The following is an 18016-nucleotide window of genomic DNA, read 5'->3' as shown; positions in this document are numbered from 1 at the left end:
CCAAAACCCAAGGCAGGCACCATAAAAAAGGCCACCCGAAGGTGGCCTCAATGAACTAGAGAGTGTTCGAACTTACACGGCCGCAACAGGGCGCATGTACGAGATCGGTGCCGTGCTGGCATCTTCGAAAGTGACCACTTCCCAGGCGTCGGTTTCACTGATGAGCTTGCGCAGCAGCTGGTTGTTCAGCGCGTGGCCGGACTTGTAGCCCTTGAACTCGCCGATCAGGCAGTTGCCCAGCAGGTAGAGGTCGCCAATGGCGTCGAGGATCTTGTGCTTGACGAATTCGTCATCGGAACGAAGGCCGTCTTCGTTGAGCACACCAGTCTCGTCGACCACGATGGCGTTCTCGACACTGCCGCCCAGCGCAAGGTTGTGCTTGCGCAGGTACTCGATGTCACGCATGAAGCCGAAGGTACGGGCGCGGCTGACTTCCTTCACGAACGAGGTGCTGGAGAAGTCGACGACCGCACTCTGGGTCTGGCCCTTGAGGACCGGATGATCGAAGTCGATCTCGAAGCTCACCTTGAACCCGTCGAACGGCAGGAAGGTGGCGCTCTTGTCGCCCTCCACCACTGTCACTTCGCGCAGGATGCGGATGAACTTCTTGGCTGCGTCCTGTTCTTCCAGGCCGGCAGACTGAATCAGGAATACGAAGGGACCGGCGCTGCCATCCATGATCGGCACTTCCGAGGCGGAGAGCTCGACGTAGGCGTTATCGATGCCCAGGCCCGCCATGGCGGAGAGCAGATGCTCGACCGTATCGACCTTGACGTCACCGTTGACCAGCGTGGTGGACATGGTGGTCTCGCCCACATTGGCCGCGCGCGCCGCAATTTCGACCACAGGGTCGAGATCGGCGCGACGGAAGACGATGCCGGTGTCGACAGGCGCAGGCTTGAGGGTCAGGTAGACCTTCTCCCCGGAGTGCAGGCCGACGCCGGTGGCACGGATGGTATTCTTCAGGGTGCGTTGTCTAATCATGGCATTGGCCGCTTCAGCGCAAATTGCGAACAGGTATCAACAAAGGCTGGGGATGATAACAGACCCGGCCTTTGCTGAACACCAATCACCCTTATACCCCTGATAAATTCCATCAATCGGCCTGACGACGCAGGAAGGCCGGGATATCCAGGTAGTCGAGGTCATCCTGAGGGTTGAGTTTAGCTGCCGCGGCTGCACCTGCATGGGCCTGGTTGCGCATCACCGTCGGACGCTCCAGGTCACGGTAGTTGACCGCCGACTGCTCCTGGCGAACCGGTGCAGGATTGGAAGCCTCGTAGGCCTGCTGAGCGGTCTGCAGGGTGTTGTCGACCACCTTGACAGGCTTCTCGATGCGCGCGCCCAGACCCGTGGCAACCACGGTCACGTGCAGTTCGTCGCGCATGTCCGGGTCGATCACGGTGCCGACCTTGACCATCGCGTGGTCGGAGGCGAAGGCTTCGATGATGCTACCCACATCGGAGTACTCACCCAGCGACAGGTCAGGACCTGCGGTGATGTTCACCAGGATGCCGCGGGCGCCCTGCAGGTTGACGTCTTCGAGCAGTGGGTTGCGGATCGCAGCTTCGGTGGCTTCGCGTGCACGGTTCGGGCCGCTGGCGCAACCGGTACCCATCATCGCCATGCCCATCTCGCCCATCACGGTGCGCACGTCGGCAAAGTCGACGTTGATCATGCCTGGACGCTTGATGATGTCGGAGATACCGCGCACGGCACCGGCCAGTACATCGTCAGCCTTGGCAAAGGCGGACAGCAGGCTGGCATCCTTGCCCAGGATGGTCAGCAGTTTCTCGTTGGGAATGGTGATGAGCGAGTCGACGCTCTCGGCCAGCATGCGGATGCCTTCATCGGCGATCTGCATGCGCTTGCGGCCTTCGAACGGGAACGGACGGGTCACCACTGCAACGGTGAGAATGCCCATTTCCTTGGCCACTTCGGCGATGATCGGTGCCGCACCGGTACCGGTACCGCCACCCATGCCGGTGGTGATGAACACCATGTTGGTGCCCTGCAGCACCTCGGCGATGCGCTCACGGTCTTCCAGCGCGGCCTGGCGGCCGACTTCCGGATTGGCACCAGCACCCAGACCCTTGGTCACGCCGGTACCCAGTTGCAGGATGGTGCGTGCGCCGATGTTTTTCAGCGCCTGGGCATCGGTGTTGGCGCAGATGAACTCGACGCCTTCGATGCTGCTCTTCACCATGTGGTTGACGGCGTTGCCGCCGCCACCGCCGACGCCGATCACCTTGATGACCGGGCTTTGCGGGACGTTGTCTACGAGCTCGAACATTTTCCCTCTCCTTACAGTTCTCTAGTTGTTGCGCCTACCACTACTGCTTTGAAACTTAGAAGTTGCCCTGGACCCACCGCTTGAAGCGCTCAAGCACTGGGGCCTTCGGTTCATCGCCATAGCTGTTGTTGCTGCTGTTGCTGTTACCGGTCAGGACCATGTCCTCGGACTGCTTCAGCAGGCCATAGGTGAGCAAGCCCACGCCGGTGGAATAGATCGGGTTGCGCACCACATCGCTCAGCCCCCGAACGCTGTGCGGTACGCCCAGGCGTACCGGCATGTGGAAGATTTCCTCGGCCAGTTCCACGGCGCCTTCCATCTTCGCGGTGCCGCCGGTGAGGACGATGCCGGCTGGCACCAGGTCCTCGTAGCCGCTGCGGCGCAGCTCTGCCTGGATCAGGGTGAAAAGCTCGTCGTAACGAGGCTCCACCACCTCGGCCAGGGCCTGGCGCGACAGCTCGCGCGGTGGGCGGTCGCCCACGCTCGGCACCTTGATGGTTTCACCGGCGCTGGCCAGCTTGGCCAGGGCGCAGGCATAACGGATCTTGATTTCCTCGGCATACTGAGTCGGCGTGCGCAGGGCCATGGCGATGTCGTTGGTCACCTGGTCGCCGGCGATCGGGATGACCGCGGTGTGACGAATGGCGCCTTCGGTGAAGATGGCGATGTCGGTGGTGCCGCCACCGATGTCCACCAGGCACACGCCCAGTTCCTTCTCATCGTCGGTCAGCACCGAGTAGGCCGAGGCCAGCTGCTCGAGGATGATGTCGTCGATTTCCAGGCCGCAGCGGCGCACGCACTTCTCGATGTTCTGCGCCGCGTTGACCGCGCAGGTGACCACATGGACCTTGGCCTCCAGACGCACACCGGACATCCCCAGCGGCTCGCGCACGCCTTCCTGGTTGTCGATCACGTAGTCCTGCGGCAGGGTGTGCAGCACGCGCTGGTCAGCCGGGATGGCCACGGCCTGGGCAGCGTCGAGCACGCGCTCGAGGTCCGCCACGCTGACTTCGCGGTCGCGGATGGCGACAATGCCGTGGGAGTTCAGGCTGCGGATATGGTTGCCGGCCACGCCGACGAACGCCGAGTGGATGCGGCAGCCGGCCATCAGCTGGGCTTCTTCCACCGCACGCTGGATCGACTGCACGGTCGACTCGATGTTCACCACCACGCCCTTCTTCAGGCCGCGGGACGGATGGGTGCCGATACCCACGATATCCAGGGTACCGTCCTCGCCCACTTCACCCACCAGCGCCACCACCTTGGAGGTGCCGATGTCCAGCCCGACGATCATTTTGCCGCTATGCGCGTTTGCCATGGTCCTGCCTCTCTCTAATTCTTCGCAACGGCGGGTTGGGCCGTCGTCGGTGCGTTCGGTTCCCGCCAGCCAACGGCAAGTCCGTTGGAATAACGCAGATCAATGCGGGCGATGTTGGTGATCTGCTCTTTGAGTGTCTTGTCGTAAATGGCAATGAAACGGCGCATCTTCTCCACCAGATGGTCGCGCCCCAACAACAGCTCGATGCCTGGCCCGGCACTGCCTGAGCCGGTGGTCAGGAACCAGCTGCCCCGCTCGCGCAGTTCCAGGCGAGCGATGGAGAAGCCCAGGGGGCGCAGCATCTGGCTCAACACCTGATACTGCTGCATGACTTGTTGCTGAGCGCGCTGCGGCCCGGCCAGCTGCGGCAGGTGCTCGTAATTGGCCAGCTCGCGCGGGGTGAAGGCTTGGCCCTGGTTGTTGAGCAAGGCCTCGTCGCCCCAGCGCGCCACCGGCAGCTGTTCTTCCAGGCGGATCACCACTTCGTCGGGCCAGACCCGGCGAACTTCGGCATGGGCGATCCACGGCATCTGCTCGAGTTCGGCGCGCATCGCCGTGAGGTCGACAGTGAAGAAGCTCGCGGCCACATACGGGGCGATACGCTGCTGTACCGACTGCTGGCTGATGTAGCTGAGGTCGCCCTGCACGTCGATCTTGGTGATCGGCCGGTCGGCGTAGGGCATGAGCCGGATGGCGCCTTCGTAGGCACCAAAGCCGGCAGCCACCAGCAGCACCGGCCACAGCAGGCGCTTGAGGCCGCCCAGGCTGGGGCGTGGCAGGCGCGCCGATACGGGCTCGTCAGCCACCAGTCGGCTGGCACCGCGCGGCACCGGCTTGCTTCGACCGGTAACGGGTTGCTGCTGACGTATCATCGCGCCTTGCATGATGGTTAACCTCGCGTCGCTACGCTGTCGGCCAGGATCGCCAGCACCAGTTGCTGGAAGTCCAGACCGGCCGCGCGGGCCGCCATGGGCACCAGGCTATGGTCGGTCATGCCGGGTGCGGTGTTGACTTCGAGCAGCCAGAACCGGCCCTGCTCGTCCTGCATCACGTCCAGCCGGCCCCAGCCTTCGATGCCGATGGCATCGCAGGCGCGCGCGGTCAGGGCGATCAGTTCCTGCTCCTTGACACTGTCCAGGCCGCACGGAATGCGGTACTGGGTGTCATTGGCGATGTACTTGGCGTCGTAGTCGTAGAACACGTGTGGCGTACCCAGGGCGATCGGCGGCAGCACCTGGCCACGCAGAACGGCGATGGTGAACTCCGGACCGTGAATCCATTGTTCGACCAGGACCTGGGAATCGTACTTGGCGGCATCTTTCCAGGCGGCGACCAGCTCTTCCACGCTGTTCACCTTGGCCATGCCGATGCTGGAACCTTCATGGGCTGGTTTGACGATCAACGGGAAGCCCAGTTCCGCGCCGGCGGCAACACAATCGTGTTCGCTGGCCAGCACCGCGTGACGCGGGGTCGGAATCCCCAGGCTCTGCCACACCTGCTTGGTGCGCAGCTTGTCCATGGCCAGTGCGGAAGCAAGGATGCCACTGCCGGTGTAGGGGATGCCCAGGCACTCGAGCAGGCCTTGCATGCTGCCGTCTTCACCGCCGCGGCCGTGGAGGATGATGAAGGCGCGGTCGATCTTCTCGCTCTGCAGGCGGGTCAGCAGGTCGTCGCCCACGTCGATGGCGACCACGTCGACACCGGCGCTGGTCAGCGCGTCGATCACGGCGGCGCCGGACTTCAGCGACACTTCACGCTCGGCGCTCTTGCCGCCGTACAGCACGGCGACGCGACCGAAGGCCTTCACGTCGAGGGTGGAATGCAGCTTGTCGTAGGCGCTGGTCATTTCGACTTCTCCTTCTTGGCGCCTGCGAACAGCGGGCTTTTCATCAGTTGCGGGGCCAGGCCACCGACATCACCGGCACCCTGGCACAGCAGGATGTCACCGGCACGCAGCAGCGGCTGGACCAGCGGCGCGAGCTCCGCGCCACGTTCGATGTAGATCGGGTCGAGCTTGCCGCGCTGGCGGATGCTGTGGCACAGCTGGCGGCTGTCGGCACCGGGGATTGGCTCTTCGCCGGCCGGGTACACTTCCATCAGCAGCAGCACGTTGGCATCGCCCAGCACCTGAACGAAGTCGTCGTACAGGTCGCGTGTGCGGCTGTAGCGGTGCGGCTGGTAGACGATGACCAGGCGACGGCTCGGCCAGCCGCCACGCACGGCCTTGATCACCGCGGCCACTTCGGTCGGGTGGTGGCCGTAGTCGTCGACCAGCATCACGCTGCCGCCTTCGACCGGCAGCTCGCCGTAGACCTGGAAACGTCGGCCGACGCCCTGGAAGCCGGACAGGCCCTGGACGATGGCTTCGTCGCTGATGCCTTCGTCGGTGGCGATGGCGATGGTGGCCAAGGCGTTGAGCACGTTGTGGTTGCCAGGCATGTTCACCGACACCTCGAGCGGCTCGCGGTCGCGGCGCAGCACGGTGAAGTGGGTCTGCATGCCCTGCTGGCGCACGTTGATGGCGCGGATGTCGGCCTCATCGCTGAAGCCATAGGTGACGGTCGGGCGCTTGACCTGCGGCAGAATCTCGCGCACCACCGGGTCGTCCAGGCACATCACCGCCAGGCCATAGAACGGCAGGTTGTGGAGGAACTCGACGAAGGTCTTCTTCAGCTTGTTGAAGTCACCTTCGTAGGTCGCCATGTGGTCAGCGTCGATGTTGGTGACCACGGCAACCATCGGCTGCAGGTGCAGGAAGCTGGCGTCGCTCTCGTCGGCTTCGGCGATCAGGTAGCGGCTGGTGCCCAGCTGCGCATTGGTGCCGGCGGCGGTCAGGCGCCCACCGATGACGAAGGTCGGGTCCAGGCCACCGGCGGCGAACACCGAGGCCAGCAGGCTGGTGGTGGTGGTCTTGCCGTGGGTACCGGCCACTGCCACGCCGTGGCGATAGCGCATCAGTTCGGCGAGCATTTCGGCGCGCGGCACGACTGGAATACGACGCTCCAGGGCAGTGGCGACTTCCGGGTTGGCCGGGTTGATGGCGCTGGACACCACCAGCACATCGGCGTTGGCGGCGTTCTCGGCACGGTGGCCGACGAAGATCTCGGCGCCGAACGATTCCAGGCGCTCGGTGACTGGCGAGGCCTTCAGGTCGGAGCCGGACACTTCATAGCCCAGGTTCAGCAGCACTTCGGCGATGCCGCACATGCCCACACCGCCGATACCGACGAAGTGGATACGACGGATACGGCCCATCTTCGGCTGGGGCATGGCTTTCTGGCTTTCAACCATGGGCCACCTCCAGGCAGATATCGACCACGGTGCTAGTTGCAGCAGGTTTGGCCAGGCGCCGTGCGGTGCCTGCCATGGTGTTGAGTTTCTCGGGTTGCATCAGCACCTCGTTCAGGCGTTCAGCGAGCTGCGCTGCGCCAGTTGTCGCTTGCGGCATGAGGAAGGCGGCGCCTTCCCGAGCCAGATATTGGGCGTTGTGGGTCTGGTGGTCGTCGATCGCATGGGGCAAGGGCACCAGCATCGAAGGCAGGCCCGCCGCAGCGAGTTCGCTGACGGTCAGGGCACCGGCCCGGCACACCACCATGTCGGCCCAGCCATAGGCGTGGGCCATGTCCTTGATGAACGGCTCTACCTGAGCCTCGACACCTGCCTCGTGATAACGCTCGGCGGTGATCGGCGCGTGGTTCTTGCCGGCCTGGTGGAACACCTCGGGGCGCAAGCCTGCGGGCACTTCGGACAGGGCCTTAGGCAACAATTTGTTCAATGGTTCCGCACCCAGGCTGCCGCCCATGACCAACAGTCGGGCACGGCGCTCGGCCAAGGGCGCGCGCTGCGCGTCCATGAACAGCTCCGCACGCACCGGGTTGCCGGTGGTACGCAGCTTGTCGCTGGCCTCGAAAGTGCCGGGGAAAGCTTCGCAGACGCGTGCCGACAACGGCACCAGCAACCGATTGGCGGTACCCGCGCGGGCGTTCTGCTCGTGGATCACCAGAGGCACGCCGCACAGCCGTGCAGCGACGCCGCCGGGACCGGTGACGTAACCGCCGAAGCCCACCACGCAGACCGGCTTGAGCTGGCGAACGATGCGTCGCGCCTGCAGCACTGCCTTGACCAGGGTGAACGGCGCCTTGAGCAGCGACAGCTTGCCCTTGCCACGCAGGCCTGTGACCTGGATCAGGTGCAACGGCAAACCGGCCTGGGGCACCAGTTCGTTCTCGATGCCACGTGGCGTGCCCAGCCAGTGCACGCTGTAGCCGCGGGCCTGGAATTCGCGGGCGCAGGCCAGGGCCGGGAACACGTGGCCCCCGGTGCCGCCGGCCATGATCAGTACGTTCTTGCCGTCAGCGGCCATGACTGGTCTCCTCGGCAAAATCGCTTTCCTTGAATTCGTGCTCTTCGCTGCCCAGGTGGGTTCGGCTCTCCCATTCGATGCGCAGCAGCAGCCCCACGCAGACGCAGCAGATCACCAGGGAGCTGCCCCCGTAGCTGAGGAACGGCAGGGTCAGGCCCTTGGTCGGCAGCAGGCCGACGTTCACCCCGATGTTGATCAGGAACTGGCCGATCCACAGGAATGCCAGGCCGAAGGCCATGTAGGCCGCGAAGAACTGCTTGGCCTTTTCGGCCCACAGGCCGATGTACAGGGCACGCACGGTGACGAAGACGAACAGTGCGATGGTCACCAGCGAGCCGACCACGCCGAGTTCTTCGGCCAGCACCGAGAACACGAAGTCGGTATGCGCCTCAGGCAGGTAGAACTGCTTCTGCACGCTGTTGCCCAGGCCTACGCCCAGCCACTCGCCACGACCGAAGGCGATCAGCGCCTGGGTCAGCTGGTAGCCCGAGCCGAACTGGTCCGACCAGGGATCGGTGAACGTGATAAGGCGCGCCATCCGGTACGGCTGCGCCTGAACCAGCACGAACACCGCCAGCACCGCCAGCACCACCATCAGGCTGAAGCGGAACAGCCCCACCCCGCCCAGGAACAGCATGGCCGCCGCCGCGCCCATCATGACCACGGTGGCGCCAAAGTCCGGCTCCATCAGCAGCAAGGCGGCCATGGGGAGCAGCACGATGAACGGCTTGAAGAAGCCCATCCAGGTTTCGCGCACCTCGGTCTGCCGCCTTACCAGATAGCCTGCCAGGTAGATGACCACGAACACCTTGGCGATTTCCGACGGCTGCACGTTGAAGAAGCTGAAGCCGATCCAGCGCATGGAGCCGTTCACTTCGCGGCCGATACCCGGCACCAGTACCAGGACCAGCAGGCCGAAGGCACCGATCAGCATCATGAAGCCCATGCGCTGCCAGGTGGCGATCGGCACCATCATGGTCGCGCCGCAGGCGACCACGCCGAGGAACACGTACACCAGGTGGCGGAACATGTGGTACAGCGGGTTGCCGGACTGCACCGCGGCCACTTCCGAGGACGCCGAGGTAATCATCACCAGGCCCAGGCCAAGCAGCGCCATGCAACCGGCCAGGAAGGCGAAGTCGAGGTCGATGCCACGGCCGCTGATCAGCGGCGACGGATAGGGCTTGAGGATGCCGAAGATCATGCCAGCCCCTCCGCCGCCTGGGCGAACAGGCGCCCGCGTTCTTCGAAGTTCTTGAACATGTCGAGGCTGGCGCAGGCGGGCGACAGCAACACGGCGTCGCCTGGCTGGGCCAGCTCGGCGCATTGCTGCACGGCCTCATCGAGGGTCTTGACCCTCACCTGCGGCACGCCATCGCCCAGCGCTTCGGCCAGGCGTTCGGCATCACGGCCGAGCAGCACCACGGCGCGGCAGAAACGTGCCACCGGCTCGCGCAGGGCAGCAAAATCGGCCCCCTTGCCGTCGCCACCCGCAATCAGCACCAGCTTGCCTTCGATGTCCGCACCCAGGCCTTCGATGGCAGCCAGCGCGGCGCCGACGTTGGTGGCCTTGGAATCGTCATACCAGTTCACACCGTTGCGCTCGCGTATCCACTGGCAACGATGGGCAAGGCCCGCGAACTCGCGCAGGGCTTCGAGCATCGGTGCGAACGGCAGGCCCGCGGCATGGCCCAGGGCCAGGGCGGCCAGGGCATTGCTCTGGTTGTGCGCACCACGGATCTTGAGTTCGCGCGCGGGCATCAGGGTCTGGAACTCGAACGCCAGGTGTTTCTCGCCATCGACTTCGCGCAGCCCGAAAGCCTTGAAGTCCGGTGCATTGAGGCCGAATGTCCAGCACGGCCGGCCTTCCACAGGCAGCGGCCGGCTGAGTGCATCCTGGCGATTGACCACGACCTGACGGGCACCTCGGAAGATCCGGTGCTTGGCCAGGTGATAGGCAGGCAGGCCGCTGTAGCGGTCCATGTGGTCTTCGCTGATGTTCAGCACGGTGGCCACTTCGGCGTTGAGCTGGTCGGTGGTCTCCAGCTGGAAGCTCGACAGCTCCATGACATACAGCTCGACGTCATCACCGAGCAGGTCCAGGGCTGGCGTGCCCAGGTTGCCGCCCACCGCCACACGCTTGCCTGCCTTCGCGGCCATCTCGCCGACGAGGGTGGTCACGGTGCTCTTGGCGTTGGAGCCGCTGATGGCGACGATCGGCGCCTTGGCATGGCGGGCGAACAGTTCGATATCGCCAGACAGCTTGACGCCACGCGCCGCTGCCTGCTGCAAGGCCGGTGTGGCCAGGGCCAGGCCTGGGCTCACGTACAGTTCGTTGGCGCGGCACAGGAAGTCCACGTCCAGTTCCCCACAACGCACTTCCACCTGCGGGTAATCACGGCGCAGGGTGTCCAGTTCCGGCGGTTGCTCGCGGGTGTCGGCGACCGCAAAGGCAATGCCCCGGTTCGCCAGGAAGCGAACCAGGGACATGCCGCTCTTGCCGAGGCCGACAACGATGCGGAATTGGTCGGAAGCGATCAGTGACACGCTCGTCTACCTCAGTTTCAGGGTTGCAAGGCCGATCAGCACCAGGATCACGGTGATGATCCAGAAGCGGACGATCACCCGAGGCTCGGGCCAGCCTTTGAGTTCAAAGTGGTGATGGATCGGTGCCATGCGGAATACCCGCTTGCCGGTCAGCTTGAACGAAGCGACCTGGATCACCACCGACAGGGTCTCCACGACGAAGATGCCGCCCATGATGAACAGTACGATTTCCTGGCGGACGATGACCGCGATGGTGCCCAGTGCGGCGCCCAGTGCCAGCGCACCGACGTCACCCATGAACACCTGGGCCGGATAGGTGTTGAACCACAGGAAGCCCAGGCCCGCGCCGATCAGCGCGCCGCAGAACACGATCAGCTCGCCCGAACCCGGGACATAGGGGATCAGCAGGTATTCGGCGAATTTCACGTTGCCCGACAGGTAGCAGAAGATGCCCAGGGCGCCGCCGACCATCACCGTTGGCATGATCGCCAGGCCATCGAGGCCGTCGGTCAGGTTGACCGCGTTGCTCGAGCCGACGATGACGAAGTAGGTGAGAACGACGAAGCCGACACCCAGCGGGATGGTGACGTCCTTGAGGAACGGCACGATCAGGGTGGTCTCGACGCTGGTAGGCGCAGTCATGTAGAGGAACACGGCGGCCCCCAGGCCGAACACCGACTGCCAGAAATACTTCCAGCGGCTCGGCAGGCCACGCGAGTTCTTTTCGATGACCTTGCGGTAGTCGTCGACCCAGCCAATGGCACCGAACAACAGGGTGACGATCAGCACGACCCACACGTAGCGGTTGGTCAGGTCGGCCCACAGCAGGGTGCTGATGCCGATGGCGGACAGGATCAAGGCACCGCCCATGGTGGGAGTGCCGGATTTCGACAGGTGCGATTGCGGGCCGTCGTTACGGACGGCCTGACCGATCTGGCGGATCTGCAGGGTGCGGATCATCCACGGGCCCAGCCACAGCGCCAGTGACAACGCGGTCAGTACACCGAGGATCCCGCGCAGGGACAGGTACTGGAAGACCGCGAAGCCCTTGTGGAACTGTTGCAGATACTCAGCCAACAGCAGCAGCATTAATGTTTCTCCCCGCTGGTACCGCACAATGCAGCCACGACGTTTTCCATCGCAGCGCTGCGCGAGCCCTTGATCAAGATAGTGGTATCGCTGGCACTCTCGGCGCGAACGGCTTCGATCAGCTCAGCTTGCGTAGCGAAATGACGACCATCGGCGCCGAACGCCTTGACCGCATGAATCATGTTGGTACCCGTTGCATAGACGGCATCGACCTTGCCACGTGCGTAGTCACCCACCTGACGGTGGCCTTCTTCCGCCCACTGGCCCAGTTCGCCGATATCCCCTAGCACCAGAACGGTGCGTCCGGAAAAGCCGGCGAGTATATCAATGGCCGCGCACATCGAGGTGGGATTTGCGTTGTAGCTGTCGTCGATGACCCGCACACCGTTCGGGGCGATCTGCGCCACGGTGCGGCCCTTGACCGGTTGCACGGCGTCGAGGCCGGCGGCGATGCCGCTCAGGCTCAGACCAACGGCATGGGCGGCGGCGGCAGCGGCCAGCGCGTTGCTGACGTTATGCTCGCCCAACACGTTGAGTTGCACGGACACGAACGCTCCAGCGCCATGCAAGGTGAACGATGGGCAGCCCCGCGCGTCGCGACCGATATCCGTGGCATAAAAGTCGGCACGGACGTCTTCGCGGGCGAAACTGACGACCTTGTGTGCGCCGGCGCGCGCTTTCCAGATGGCAAATGCCTTGTCGTCCAGGTTGAGAATGGCTGTGCCGCCCTCACCCAGGCCTTCGAGGATTTCGCCCTTGGCCTCGACGATCTTCTCCGGGCCACCGAACTCGCCTACATGGGCGGTGCCGGCGTTGTTGATGATGACCACCTGCGGCCGGGTCAGCCCCACGGTGTAGCGGATCTCGCCGATGCGCGAAGCACCCAGCTCGATGACTGCCGCGCTGTGCTCCGGGGAAATCTCCAGCAGCGTCAGCGGTGCGCCCAGGTCATTGTTCAGGTTGCCTCGGGTCGCGTGCACCAGCCCACGGGTACGCAGGATGCTGGCCAGCATCTCCTTGACCGTGGTCTTGCCGCTGGAGCCGGTGATGGCCACCACCGGCTTGTCGAACGCGGCGCGGTTCAACGCACCCAGCTGACCCAGCGCGATGCGGCAATCCGTGACCACCAGCTGCGGCAGGTCGACATCGGCAATCTCGTGCTCGACCAGCGCCGCCACGGCACCCTTGGCCTTCACATCGGCCAGGTAATCGTGGCCATCGAAACGCGGCCCCGTCAGGGCAACGAACAGCTGCCCGGCGCCGACGCTGCGGCTGTCGATGCTGACACCGGTGAAGCTGGCGTCTGCACCGACCTGGCGAGCACCCAGTGCCGCGGTCAGCTGGCTGAGTGTCATGGGCTTAAGCATGTGGAGCCTCCCAGGCTGCAAGTGCCTTTTCGGCTTCGACCAGATCGGAGAAATCATGGCGTTCGCCATTGATCTCCTGGTAATCCTCGTGCCCCTTGCCGGCAAGGACGATCACATCGTCGGCCGCGGCAGAAGCGATCATCTGGGCAATGGCCGCCCCGCGACCGGCAACGAACTCGACGTCCGCAGGCTTGGCGAAACCAGGGCGGATATCAGCGAAGATACCCTGGGGGTCTTCGGTACGCGGGTTGTCATCGGTGACCAGCACGCGATCCGCCAGGTGCTCGGCGACCTGGGCCATCAGCGGGCGCTTGCCGCGATCGCGGTCGCCGCCGCAACCGAACAGGCAGAGCAACTGGCCATGGGCGTGAGGGCGCAGGGCTTCGAGTACTTTTTCCAGTGCGTCGGGGGTATGCGCGTAATCGACCACCACCAGCGGTTTCTTGCCGCCGCCCAGGCGCTGCATGCGCCCTACAGGCCCCTGCAGCTGCGGGGTGACCTTGAGGATCTCGTCCAGCGAATAATCCAGGGCCAGCAGCGTTGCCACGGCAGCGAGCATGTTGCTCAAGTTGAAGCGACCGAGCAGCTGGCTGCGCAAGGTGCGCTCACCCTGCGCGGTGATCAGGACTGCGCGCACGCCATCGTCATCGAACCTGGCTTCGCGACAGTACAGGGAGGCATCCGGGTTTTCCAGGCTGTAGCTGAGCAGCCGGGTCTCGACATGGTCGGCACTCGGACGACGGGCGAAGTCATCCGCCAGACGGCGACCGAAGGCGTCATCGAGATTGACCACCTGGCAACGCAGGCTCGGCCAGGCGAACAGCTTGGCTTTGGCGGCCTCATAGGCCTCCATGCTGCCGTGGTAGTCGAGGTGGTCGCGGGACAGGTTGGTCATTACCGCGATATCGAACTCCAGCGCAGCGACACGGCCCTGTTCCAGGGCATGGGAGGAAACCTCCATGGCCACCGCCTTGGCGCCGCCTTTTTTCAGGTCGTACAGGGTCGACTGCACGGCGATCGGGTCTGGCGTGGTCAAGCGGCCGCTCTGCAGCTCGCCATGGAAGCCGGTGCCCAGAGTGCCGATCAGGCCGCAGCGCTGGCCAAGCGCATCGAGCGCCTGTGCCACCAGCTGGGTAACGCTGGTCTTGCCATTGGTACCGGTCACGCCGACCAGGTTCAGTTGGCGGCTCGGCTCGCCATAGAAACGGCCGGCGATCTGCGACAGCTGGCCGATCAGGCCCTTGACCGGAATCAGAGGCACGTCGGTCAGCGGCAGCACGTTGGCGCCCAGCTCTTCGTACGCAACAGCAGCAGCACCGCGCGACAGGGCATCGGCGATATGCTCGCGGCCATCGACCTTGGCGCCGGGTACCGCCAGGAACAAATCGCCCTGACGCACGGCGCGGCTGTCCAGAGTCAGCTCACGAATCAGCGGATCGCGGCTGGCGTGGGCGAAAAGCTTGCTCAATGGCATTGTCATCATCCACGCCCTCCCTTGGCGGGTGCTGCATTCACTTGTTGCTGATCGGTTGGCGGCGGCAGGTTGTCCGGCGGCACGTTCATCAGGCGCAGGGTGCCCGACATGACCTTACTGAACACCGGCGCCGACACCAGGCCACCGAAGTAACCGCCTTTGCTGGGCTCGTCGATGACCACGACGATGGCATAGCGTGGGTCGCTCATCGGGCCGAAACCGGCGAACAGCGAGCGGTAGGCGTTTTCGGTGTAGCCCTTGGAGCCGACAGTGGCTTTACGTGCGGTACCGGACTTGCCAGCCACGTGATAGAACGGCACCTGGGCACGGAACACCCCGCGCGGCGCCTCGATCACTTGCTGCAGCATGCCCTGCACGGTTTTGGCGGTCTCCTTGGGGATCGCCTGCACGGTCTCGGGCGCCTTGTCGACCTTGAGGATCGACAGCGGCACCATCTTGCCGTCGTTGGCCAGCGCCGCGTAGGCGTGCACCAGCTGCAGGGCGGTCACCGACACACCGTAGCCGTAGGACAGGGTCGCCGTTTCGGCCTTGCGCCATTCCCGGTGGTTCGGCAGGTTGCCGACGCGTTCACCCGGGAAGCCGAGGCCGGTGTACTGGCCCAGGCCGACCTGGGACATGACCCGGTAGATGGCCTCGCCGCCGATATCGAAGGCGATCTTGCTCATGCCCACGTTACTGGAGTTGATCAGGATGCCGGTCAGGTCGAGGATCGGACCTTCGCTCTTGGATACGTCCTTGATGGTGTAGCGGCCGATCTGCAGGCTGCCCGGATACACCTCGACCTTGTCGGTAGGCTTCCAGCGTCCGCTCTGCAGGGCAGCGCTCATGGAGATCGGCTTGACCGTCGAGCCCGGTTCGAACACGTCGATGATCGCCCGGTTGCGCATGGCGGCCGGGAACATGCTGCGGCGGTTGTTCGGGTTGTAGGTCGGCTGGTTGACCATGGCCAGCACTTCGCCGGTCTTGACGTCCATGATCACCAGACTGCCGGCCTTGGCGTCCTGTTCGGCGATGGCGTTGCGCAGCTCGCGGGTGGCCAGGTACTGCAGGCGCAAGTCGATGGACAACGCCAAGGCCTTGCCGGCCTTGGCGTTCTTGGTTACCTGGATGTCCTTGATCAGCCGGCCACGCCGGTCCTTGATCACTTGTCGCTTGCCGGGCACCCCGGCCAGCCATTCATCGTAGGCCAGCTCTACCCCTTCCCGACCGTGGTCGTCGAGGTCGGTGAAGCCGACCATGTGCGCGGTGACATCACCGGCCGGGTAGAAGCGGCGGAACTCTTCCAGGCCATATACGCCTGGCACCTTCAGGTCGAGCACATGCTGACCCTGCTCCGGGGTCAGGCCGCGGACCAGGTAGATGAATTCCTTGCCGGCCTGCTGGGTCAGGCGCTCGGTCAGTTGCTGGGCGTTCTGCCCGAGCGCGGCGGCCAGCTGCGGCCAGCGTTCTTTGGACGCCTGCATTTCCTTGGGGTTGGCCCACAGGGTGGTGACCGGGGTACTGACGGCCAGGGGCTCACCATTACGGTCGGTGATCAGGCCGCGGTGTGCCGGAATGGGAATATGGCGCAGGCTGCGCGCATCACCCTGGCCCTTGAGGAAGTCACGGTCGACCACCTGCAGGTCGATGATGCGCCAGCAGATGGCACCGACCATCACGGCCAGCAAGCCGATCACGACGCGGAAGCGCCACGGGTAGAGTGCGCCTTCGAGCTTCATCATGGCGCCACCATCCGCACTTCATCCGCTGCCGGCACGCGCATCTGCAGTTGCTCGGAGGCCAGGCTTTCGATACGGCTTGCAGCGGTCCAGGTGCTTTGCTCGAGGATCAGGCGCCCCCATTCGGCCTGGGCCTTGTCACGCTCGCTCAGTTCACCGTAAAGGGTATTGAGCAGCTGACGATTCCAATGCGCGCTGTAGGACACCGCGATGGCCGAAACGAGCACAGCGACAAACAGCAGAAGCATCAGGAAGCTTCCGCCTGGCAGAGGTTTGGCGAACAGCCGGCTCACCGAAGCTTCTCCGCCACCCGCATCACGGCACTGCGCGACCGCGGGTTGGCTTTGAGCTCAGCCTCGGAGGCGAACTGCGCCTTGCCGATCAAGCGAATTTTCGGCTCGAAGACCTTGTGCTGCACGGGCAGGTTGCGCGGCAGGTTATCAGCTTCGCCCTTGACCAGCTTGCGCATGAACAGCTTGACGATGCGGTCTTCCAGCGAGTGGAAACTGATCACCGCCAGGCGGCCGCCGACTTCCAGAGCATCGAGTGCAGCTTCGAGGCCGGTCTCGAGGTCACCCAGTTCGTTGTTGACGTGGATGCGCAGCCCCTGGAAGGCGCGGGTAGCCGGGTTCTTGCCCTTCTCCCACGCCGGATTGGCAACCTTGAGTACTTCCGCCAGGTCGGCGGTACGGGTGAACGGCTGCTTTTCGCGACGCTCGACCACGGCGCGCGCCATGCGCCCGGCAAAACGCTCTTCACCGTACTCCTTGAATACGCGGGCGATCTCTTCCACAGGTGCAGTGGCGATGAACTCGGCGGCACTGATGCCCTGATCAGGGTTCATGCGCATGTCCAGCGGGCCATCATTGAGGAAGCTGAAGCCGCGCTCGGGGTCATCCAGCTGCGGCGAGGAAACCCCCAGGTCGAGCAGGATGCCGCTGACCTTGCCGTCCAGGCCGCGCTCGGCCACCTCGGCGCCCAGCTCGGCAAAGCTGCGCTGCACAATGACAAAGCGGCCGTCTTCGGCCGCCAGCGCTTGCCCGGTGGCAATCGCTTGAGGATCTTTGTCGAAGCCCAGCAGTCGACCTTGCGGCCCGAGCTTGCTGAGGATCAGGCGGCTATGCCCGCCACGTCCGAAGGTGCCGTCCAGATAGCAACCGTCGGCGCGCAGGGCCAATGCCTCGACAGCTTCGTCGAGCAGGACGGTGATGTGGTTGAAGCCGCTATCTATGGTCACAGGATCAGGTCACGCAAATCGTCGGGCATGGCGCCCGGTTGTTGGATAGCTGCAAGGTCGGCTGCCGAAACCACGTTCCAGGCATCCTCGTCCCACAGCTGGAATTTGTTCAGCTGCCCCACCAGCATCGCCTTCTTGTCCAGCTTGGCGTACTCGCGCAGACGGGGCGGCACCAGGAAACGACCACTGCCATCGAGCTCCAGGTCCACCGCATTACCGATCAGCAAACGCTGCAGGCGACGGTTTTCCTCACGCAACGACGGCAAGGCACGCAACTTGGCTTCAATCTGTTCCCACTCATCGAGGGGATAAACACACAAGCAGGGATCTACAGCGTCGATGGTCACGATCAGCTGACCATTGCAACGCGAATCAAGCTCGTCACGGTACCGGCTCGGCATGGCGAGACGGCCCTTTGCATCGAGACTGACGGCGTTGGCTCCGCGGAACACGGCTGCGATTCCCCACAATGTTAACTTTTTTGTGCCAGAAAACCCACTTCATCCCACTTTCTGCCACTTGCGCACACTATAGGAATCCGCCCGCTGCACCGTCAAGGCACGTTCATAAGGAAAAGCCTTACGGGACC

Annotated in this window: 16 protein-coding genes; all 16 read right to left on the bottom strand. The window is 64.2% G+C overall.

What is annotated here, in order from left to right:
* Positions 1–72: 72 nt before the first annotated feature.
* On the bottom strand, positions 73–984 hold the full coding sequence (gene lpxC, locus PPL01S_RS17250; protein WP_028625780.1) for a UDP-3-O-acyl-N-acetylglucosamine deacetylase: 912 nt from the start codon (positions 982–984) through the stop codon (positions 73–75).
* Positions 985–1096: 112 nt separating this feature from the next.
* Positions 1097–2293, bottom strand: coding sequence for a cell division protein FtsZ (gene ftsZ, locus PPL01S_RS17245; RefSeq protein WP_016395521.1), 1197 nt, complete (start codon positions 2291–2293; stop codon positions 1097–1099).
* A gap of 55 nt (positions 2294–2348) precedes the next feature.
* A complete protein-coding gene (ftsA, locus tag PPL01S_RS17240; RefSeq protein ID WP_016395520.1) occupies positions 2349–3611 on the bottom strand; it encodes a cell division protein FtsA in 1263 nt (420 codons plus the stop codon).
* Between the two features lie 14 nt (positions 3612–3625).
* Positions 3626–4495 carry a cell division protein FtsQ/DivIB gene (locus tag PPL01S_RS17235; RefSeq protein WP_016395519.1) on the bottom strand — a complete coding sequence of 290 codons (870 nt, stop codon included), beginning with the start codon at positions 4493–4495 and terminating at the stop codon, positions 3626–3628.
* A gap of 5 nt (positions 4496–4500) precedes the next feature.
* A complete protein-coding gene (locus PPL01S_RS17230) occupies positions 4501–5457 on the bottom strand; it encodes a D-alanine--D-alanine ligase (protein WP_016395518.1) in 957 nt (318 codons plus the stop codon).
* Complete coding sequence (gene murC / locus PPL01S_RS17225; protein WP_016395517.1) at positions 5454–6902, bottom strand: UDP-N-acetylmuramate--L-alanine ligase; 1449 nt, start codon at positions 6900–6902, stop codon at positions 5454–5456. Before murC ends, PPL01S_RS17230 begins: the two co-directional genes overlap by 4 nt.
* Positions 6895–7974, bottom strand: a complete 1080-nt coding sequence (gene murG / locus PPL01S_RS17220; protein ID WP_016395516.1) for an undecaprenyldiphospho-muramoylpentapeptide beta-N-acetylglucosaminyltransferase — start codon at positions 7972–7974, stop codon at positions 6895–6897. The genes murC and murG overlap by 8 nt, the downstream gene beginning before the upstream one ends.
* Positions 7964–9178, bottom strand: coding sequence for a putative lipid II flippase FtsW (ftsW, locus tag PPL01S_RS17215; RefSeq protein WP_016395515.1), 1215 nt, complete (start codon positions 9176–9178; stop codon positions 7964–7966). The genes murG and ftsW overlap by 11 nt, the downstream gene beginning before the upstream one ends.
* The gene (gene murD / locus PPL01S_RS17210; protein WP_016395514.1) at positions 9175–10521 is read right to left on the bottom strand and encodes a UDP-N-acetylmuramoyl-L-alanine--D-glutamate ligase; all 1347 of its coding nucleotides are present in this window, start codon (positions 10519–10521) and stop codon (positions 9175–9177) included. Before murD ends, ftsW begins: the two co-directional genes overlap by 4 nt.
* A gap of 6 nt (positions 10522–10527) precedes the next feature.
* Positions 10528–11610 (bottom strand): phospho-N-acetylmuramoyl-pentapeptide-transferase, encoded by a 1083-nt coding sequence (gene mraY, locus PPL01S_RS17205; protein ID WP_016395513.1) that lies wholly within the window; start codon positions 11608–11610, stop codon positions 10528–10530.
* A complete protein-coding gene (locus tag PPL01S_RS17200) occupies positions 11610–12977 on the bottom strand; it encodes a UDP-N-acetylmuramoyl-tripeptide--D-alanyl-D-alanine ligase (RefSeq protein ID WP_016395512.1) in 1368 nt (455 codons plus the stop codon). Before PPL01S_RS17200 ends, mraY begins: the two co-directional genes overlap by 1 nt.
* A complete protein-coding gene (locus PPL01S_RS17195; RefSeq protein ID WP_028625779.1) occupies positions 12970–14460 on the bottom strand; it encodes a UDP-N-acetylmuramoyl-L-alanyl-D-glutamate--2,6-diaminopimelate ligase in 1491 nt (496 codons plus the stop codon). The genes PPL01S_RS17200 and PPL01S_RS17195 overlap by 8 nt, the downstream gene beginning before the upstream one ends.
* Entirely contained in the window at positions 14457–16190 is a 1734-nt protein-coding gene (locus PPL01S_RS17190; protein WP_162176859.1) for a peptidoglycan D,D-transpeptidase FtsI family protein, read from the bottom strand. Before PPL01S_RS17190 ends, PPL01S_RS17195 begins: the two co-directional genes overlap by 4 nt.
* Positions 16190–16483, bottom strand: coding sequence for a cell division protein FtsL (gene ftsL, locus PPL01S_RS17185; RefSeq protein ID WP_016395509.1), 294 nt, complete (start codon positions 16481–16483; stop codon positions 16190–16192). The genes PPL01S_RS17190 and ftsL overlap by 1 nt, the downstream gene beginning before the upstream one ends.
* On the bottom strand, positions 16480–17427 hold the full coding sequence (rsmH, locus tag PPL01S_RS17180; RefSeq protein ID WP_008097570.1) for a 16S rRNA (cytosine(1402)-N(4))-methyltransferase RsmH: 948 nt from the start codon (positions 17425–17427) through the stop codon (positions 16480–16482). Before rsmH ends, ftsL begins: the two co-directional genes overlap by 4 nt.
* Complete coding sequence (mraZ, locus tag PPL01S_RS17175; protein ID WP_016395508.1) at positions 17424–17879, bottom strand: division/cell wall cluster transcriptional repressor MraZ; 456 nt, start codon at positions 17877–17879, stop codon at positions 17424–17426. Before mraZ ends, rsmH begins: the two co-directional genes overlap by 4 nt.
* Positions 17880–18016 lie beyond the last annotated feature (137 nt).

The organism is Pseudomonas plecoglossicida NBRC 103162 = DSM 15088, assembly GCF_000730665.1.
GTDB lineage: Bacteria > Pseudomonadota > Gammaproteobacteria > Pseudomonadales > Pseudomonadaceae > Aquipseudomonas > Aquipseudomonas plecoglossicida.
The sequence above is the reverse complement of the archived record's forward strand: the minus strand, read 5'-3'. Positions and strand labels throughout refer to the sequence as shown.

Coding starts and splice junctions, on each gene's coding strand:
- mraY (WP_016395513.1), bottom strand. CDS start 11,610: ATGCTGCTGCTGTTGGCTGAGTATCTGCAACAGTTCCACAAGGGCTTC.
- PPL01S_RS17200 (WP_016395512.1), bottom strand. CDS start 12,977: ATGCTTAAGCCCATGACACTCAGCCAGCTGACCGCGGCACTGGGTGCT.
- ftsA (WP_016395520.1), bottom strand. CDS start 3,611: ATGGCAAACGCGCATAGCGGCAAAATGATCGTCGGGCTGGACATCGGC.
- PPL01S_RS17230 (WP_016395518.1), bottom strand. CDS start 5,457: ATGACCAGCGCCTACGACAAGCTGCATTCCACCCTCGACGTGAAGGCC.
- PPL01S_RS17190 (WP_162176859.1), bottom strand. CDS start 16,190: ATGAAGCTCGAAGGCGCACTCTACCCGTGGCGCTTCCGCGTCGTGATC.
- ftsZ (WP_016395521.1), bottom strand. CDS start 2,293: ATGTTCGAGCTCGTAGACAACGTCCCGCAAAGCCCGGTCATCAAGGTG.
- murC (WP_016395517.1), bottom strand. CDS start 6,902: ATGGTTGAAAGCCAGAAAGCCATGCCCCAGCCGAAGATGGGCCGTATC.
- PPL01S_RS17235 (WP_016395519.1), bottom strand. CDS start 4,495: ATGCAAGGCGCGATGATACGTCAGCAGCAACCCGTTACCGGTCGAAGC.
- lpxC (WP_028625780.1), bottom strand. CDS start 984: ATGATTAGACAACGCACCCTGAAGAATACCATCCGTGCCACCGGCGTC.
- PPL01S_RS17195 (WP_028625779.1), bottom strand. CDS start 14,460: ATGATGACAATGCCATTGAGCAAGCTTTTCGCCCACGCCAGCCGCGAT.
- ftsW (WP_016395515.1), bottom strand. CDS start 9,178: ATGATCTTCGGCATCCTCAAGCCCTATCCGTCGCCGCTGATCAGCGGC.
- murG (WP_016395516.1), bottom strand. CDS start 7,974: ATGGCCGCTGACGGCAAGAACGTACTGATCATGGCCGGCGGCACCGGG.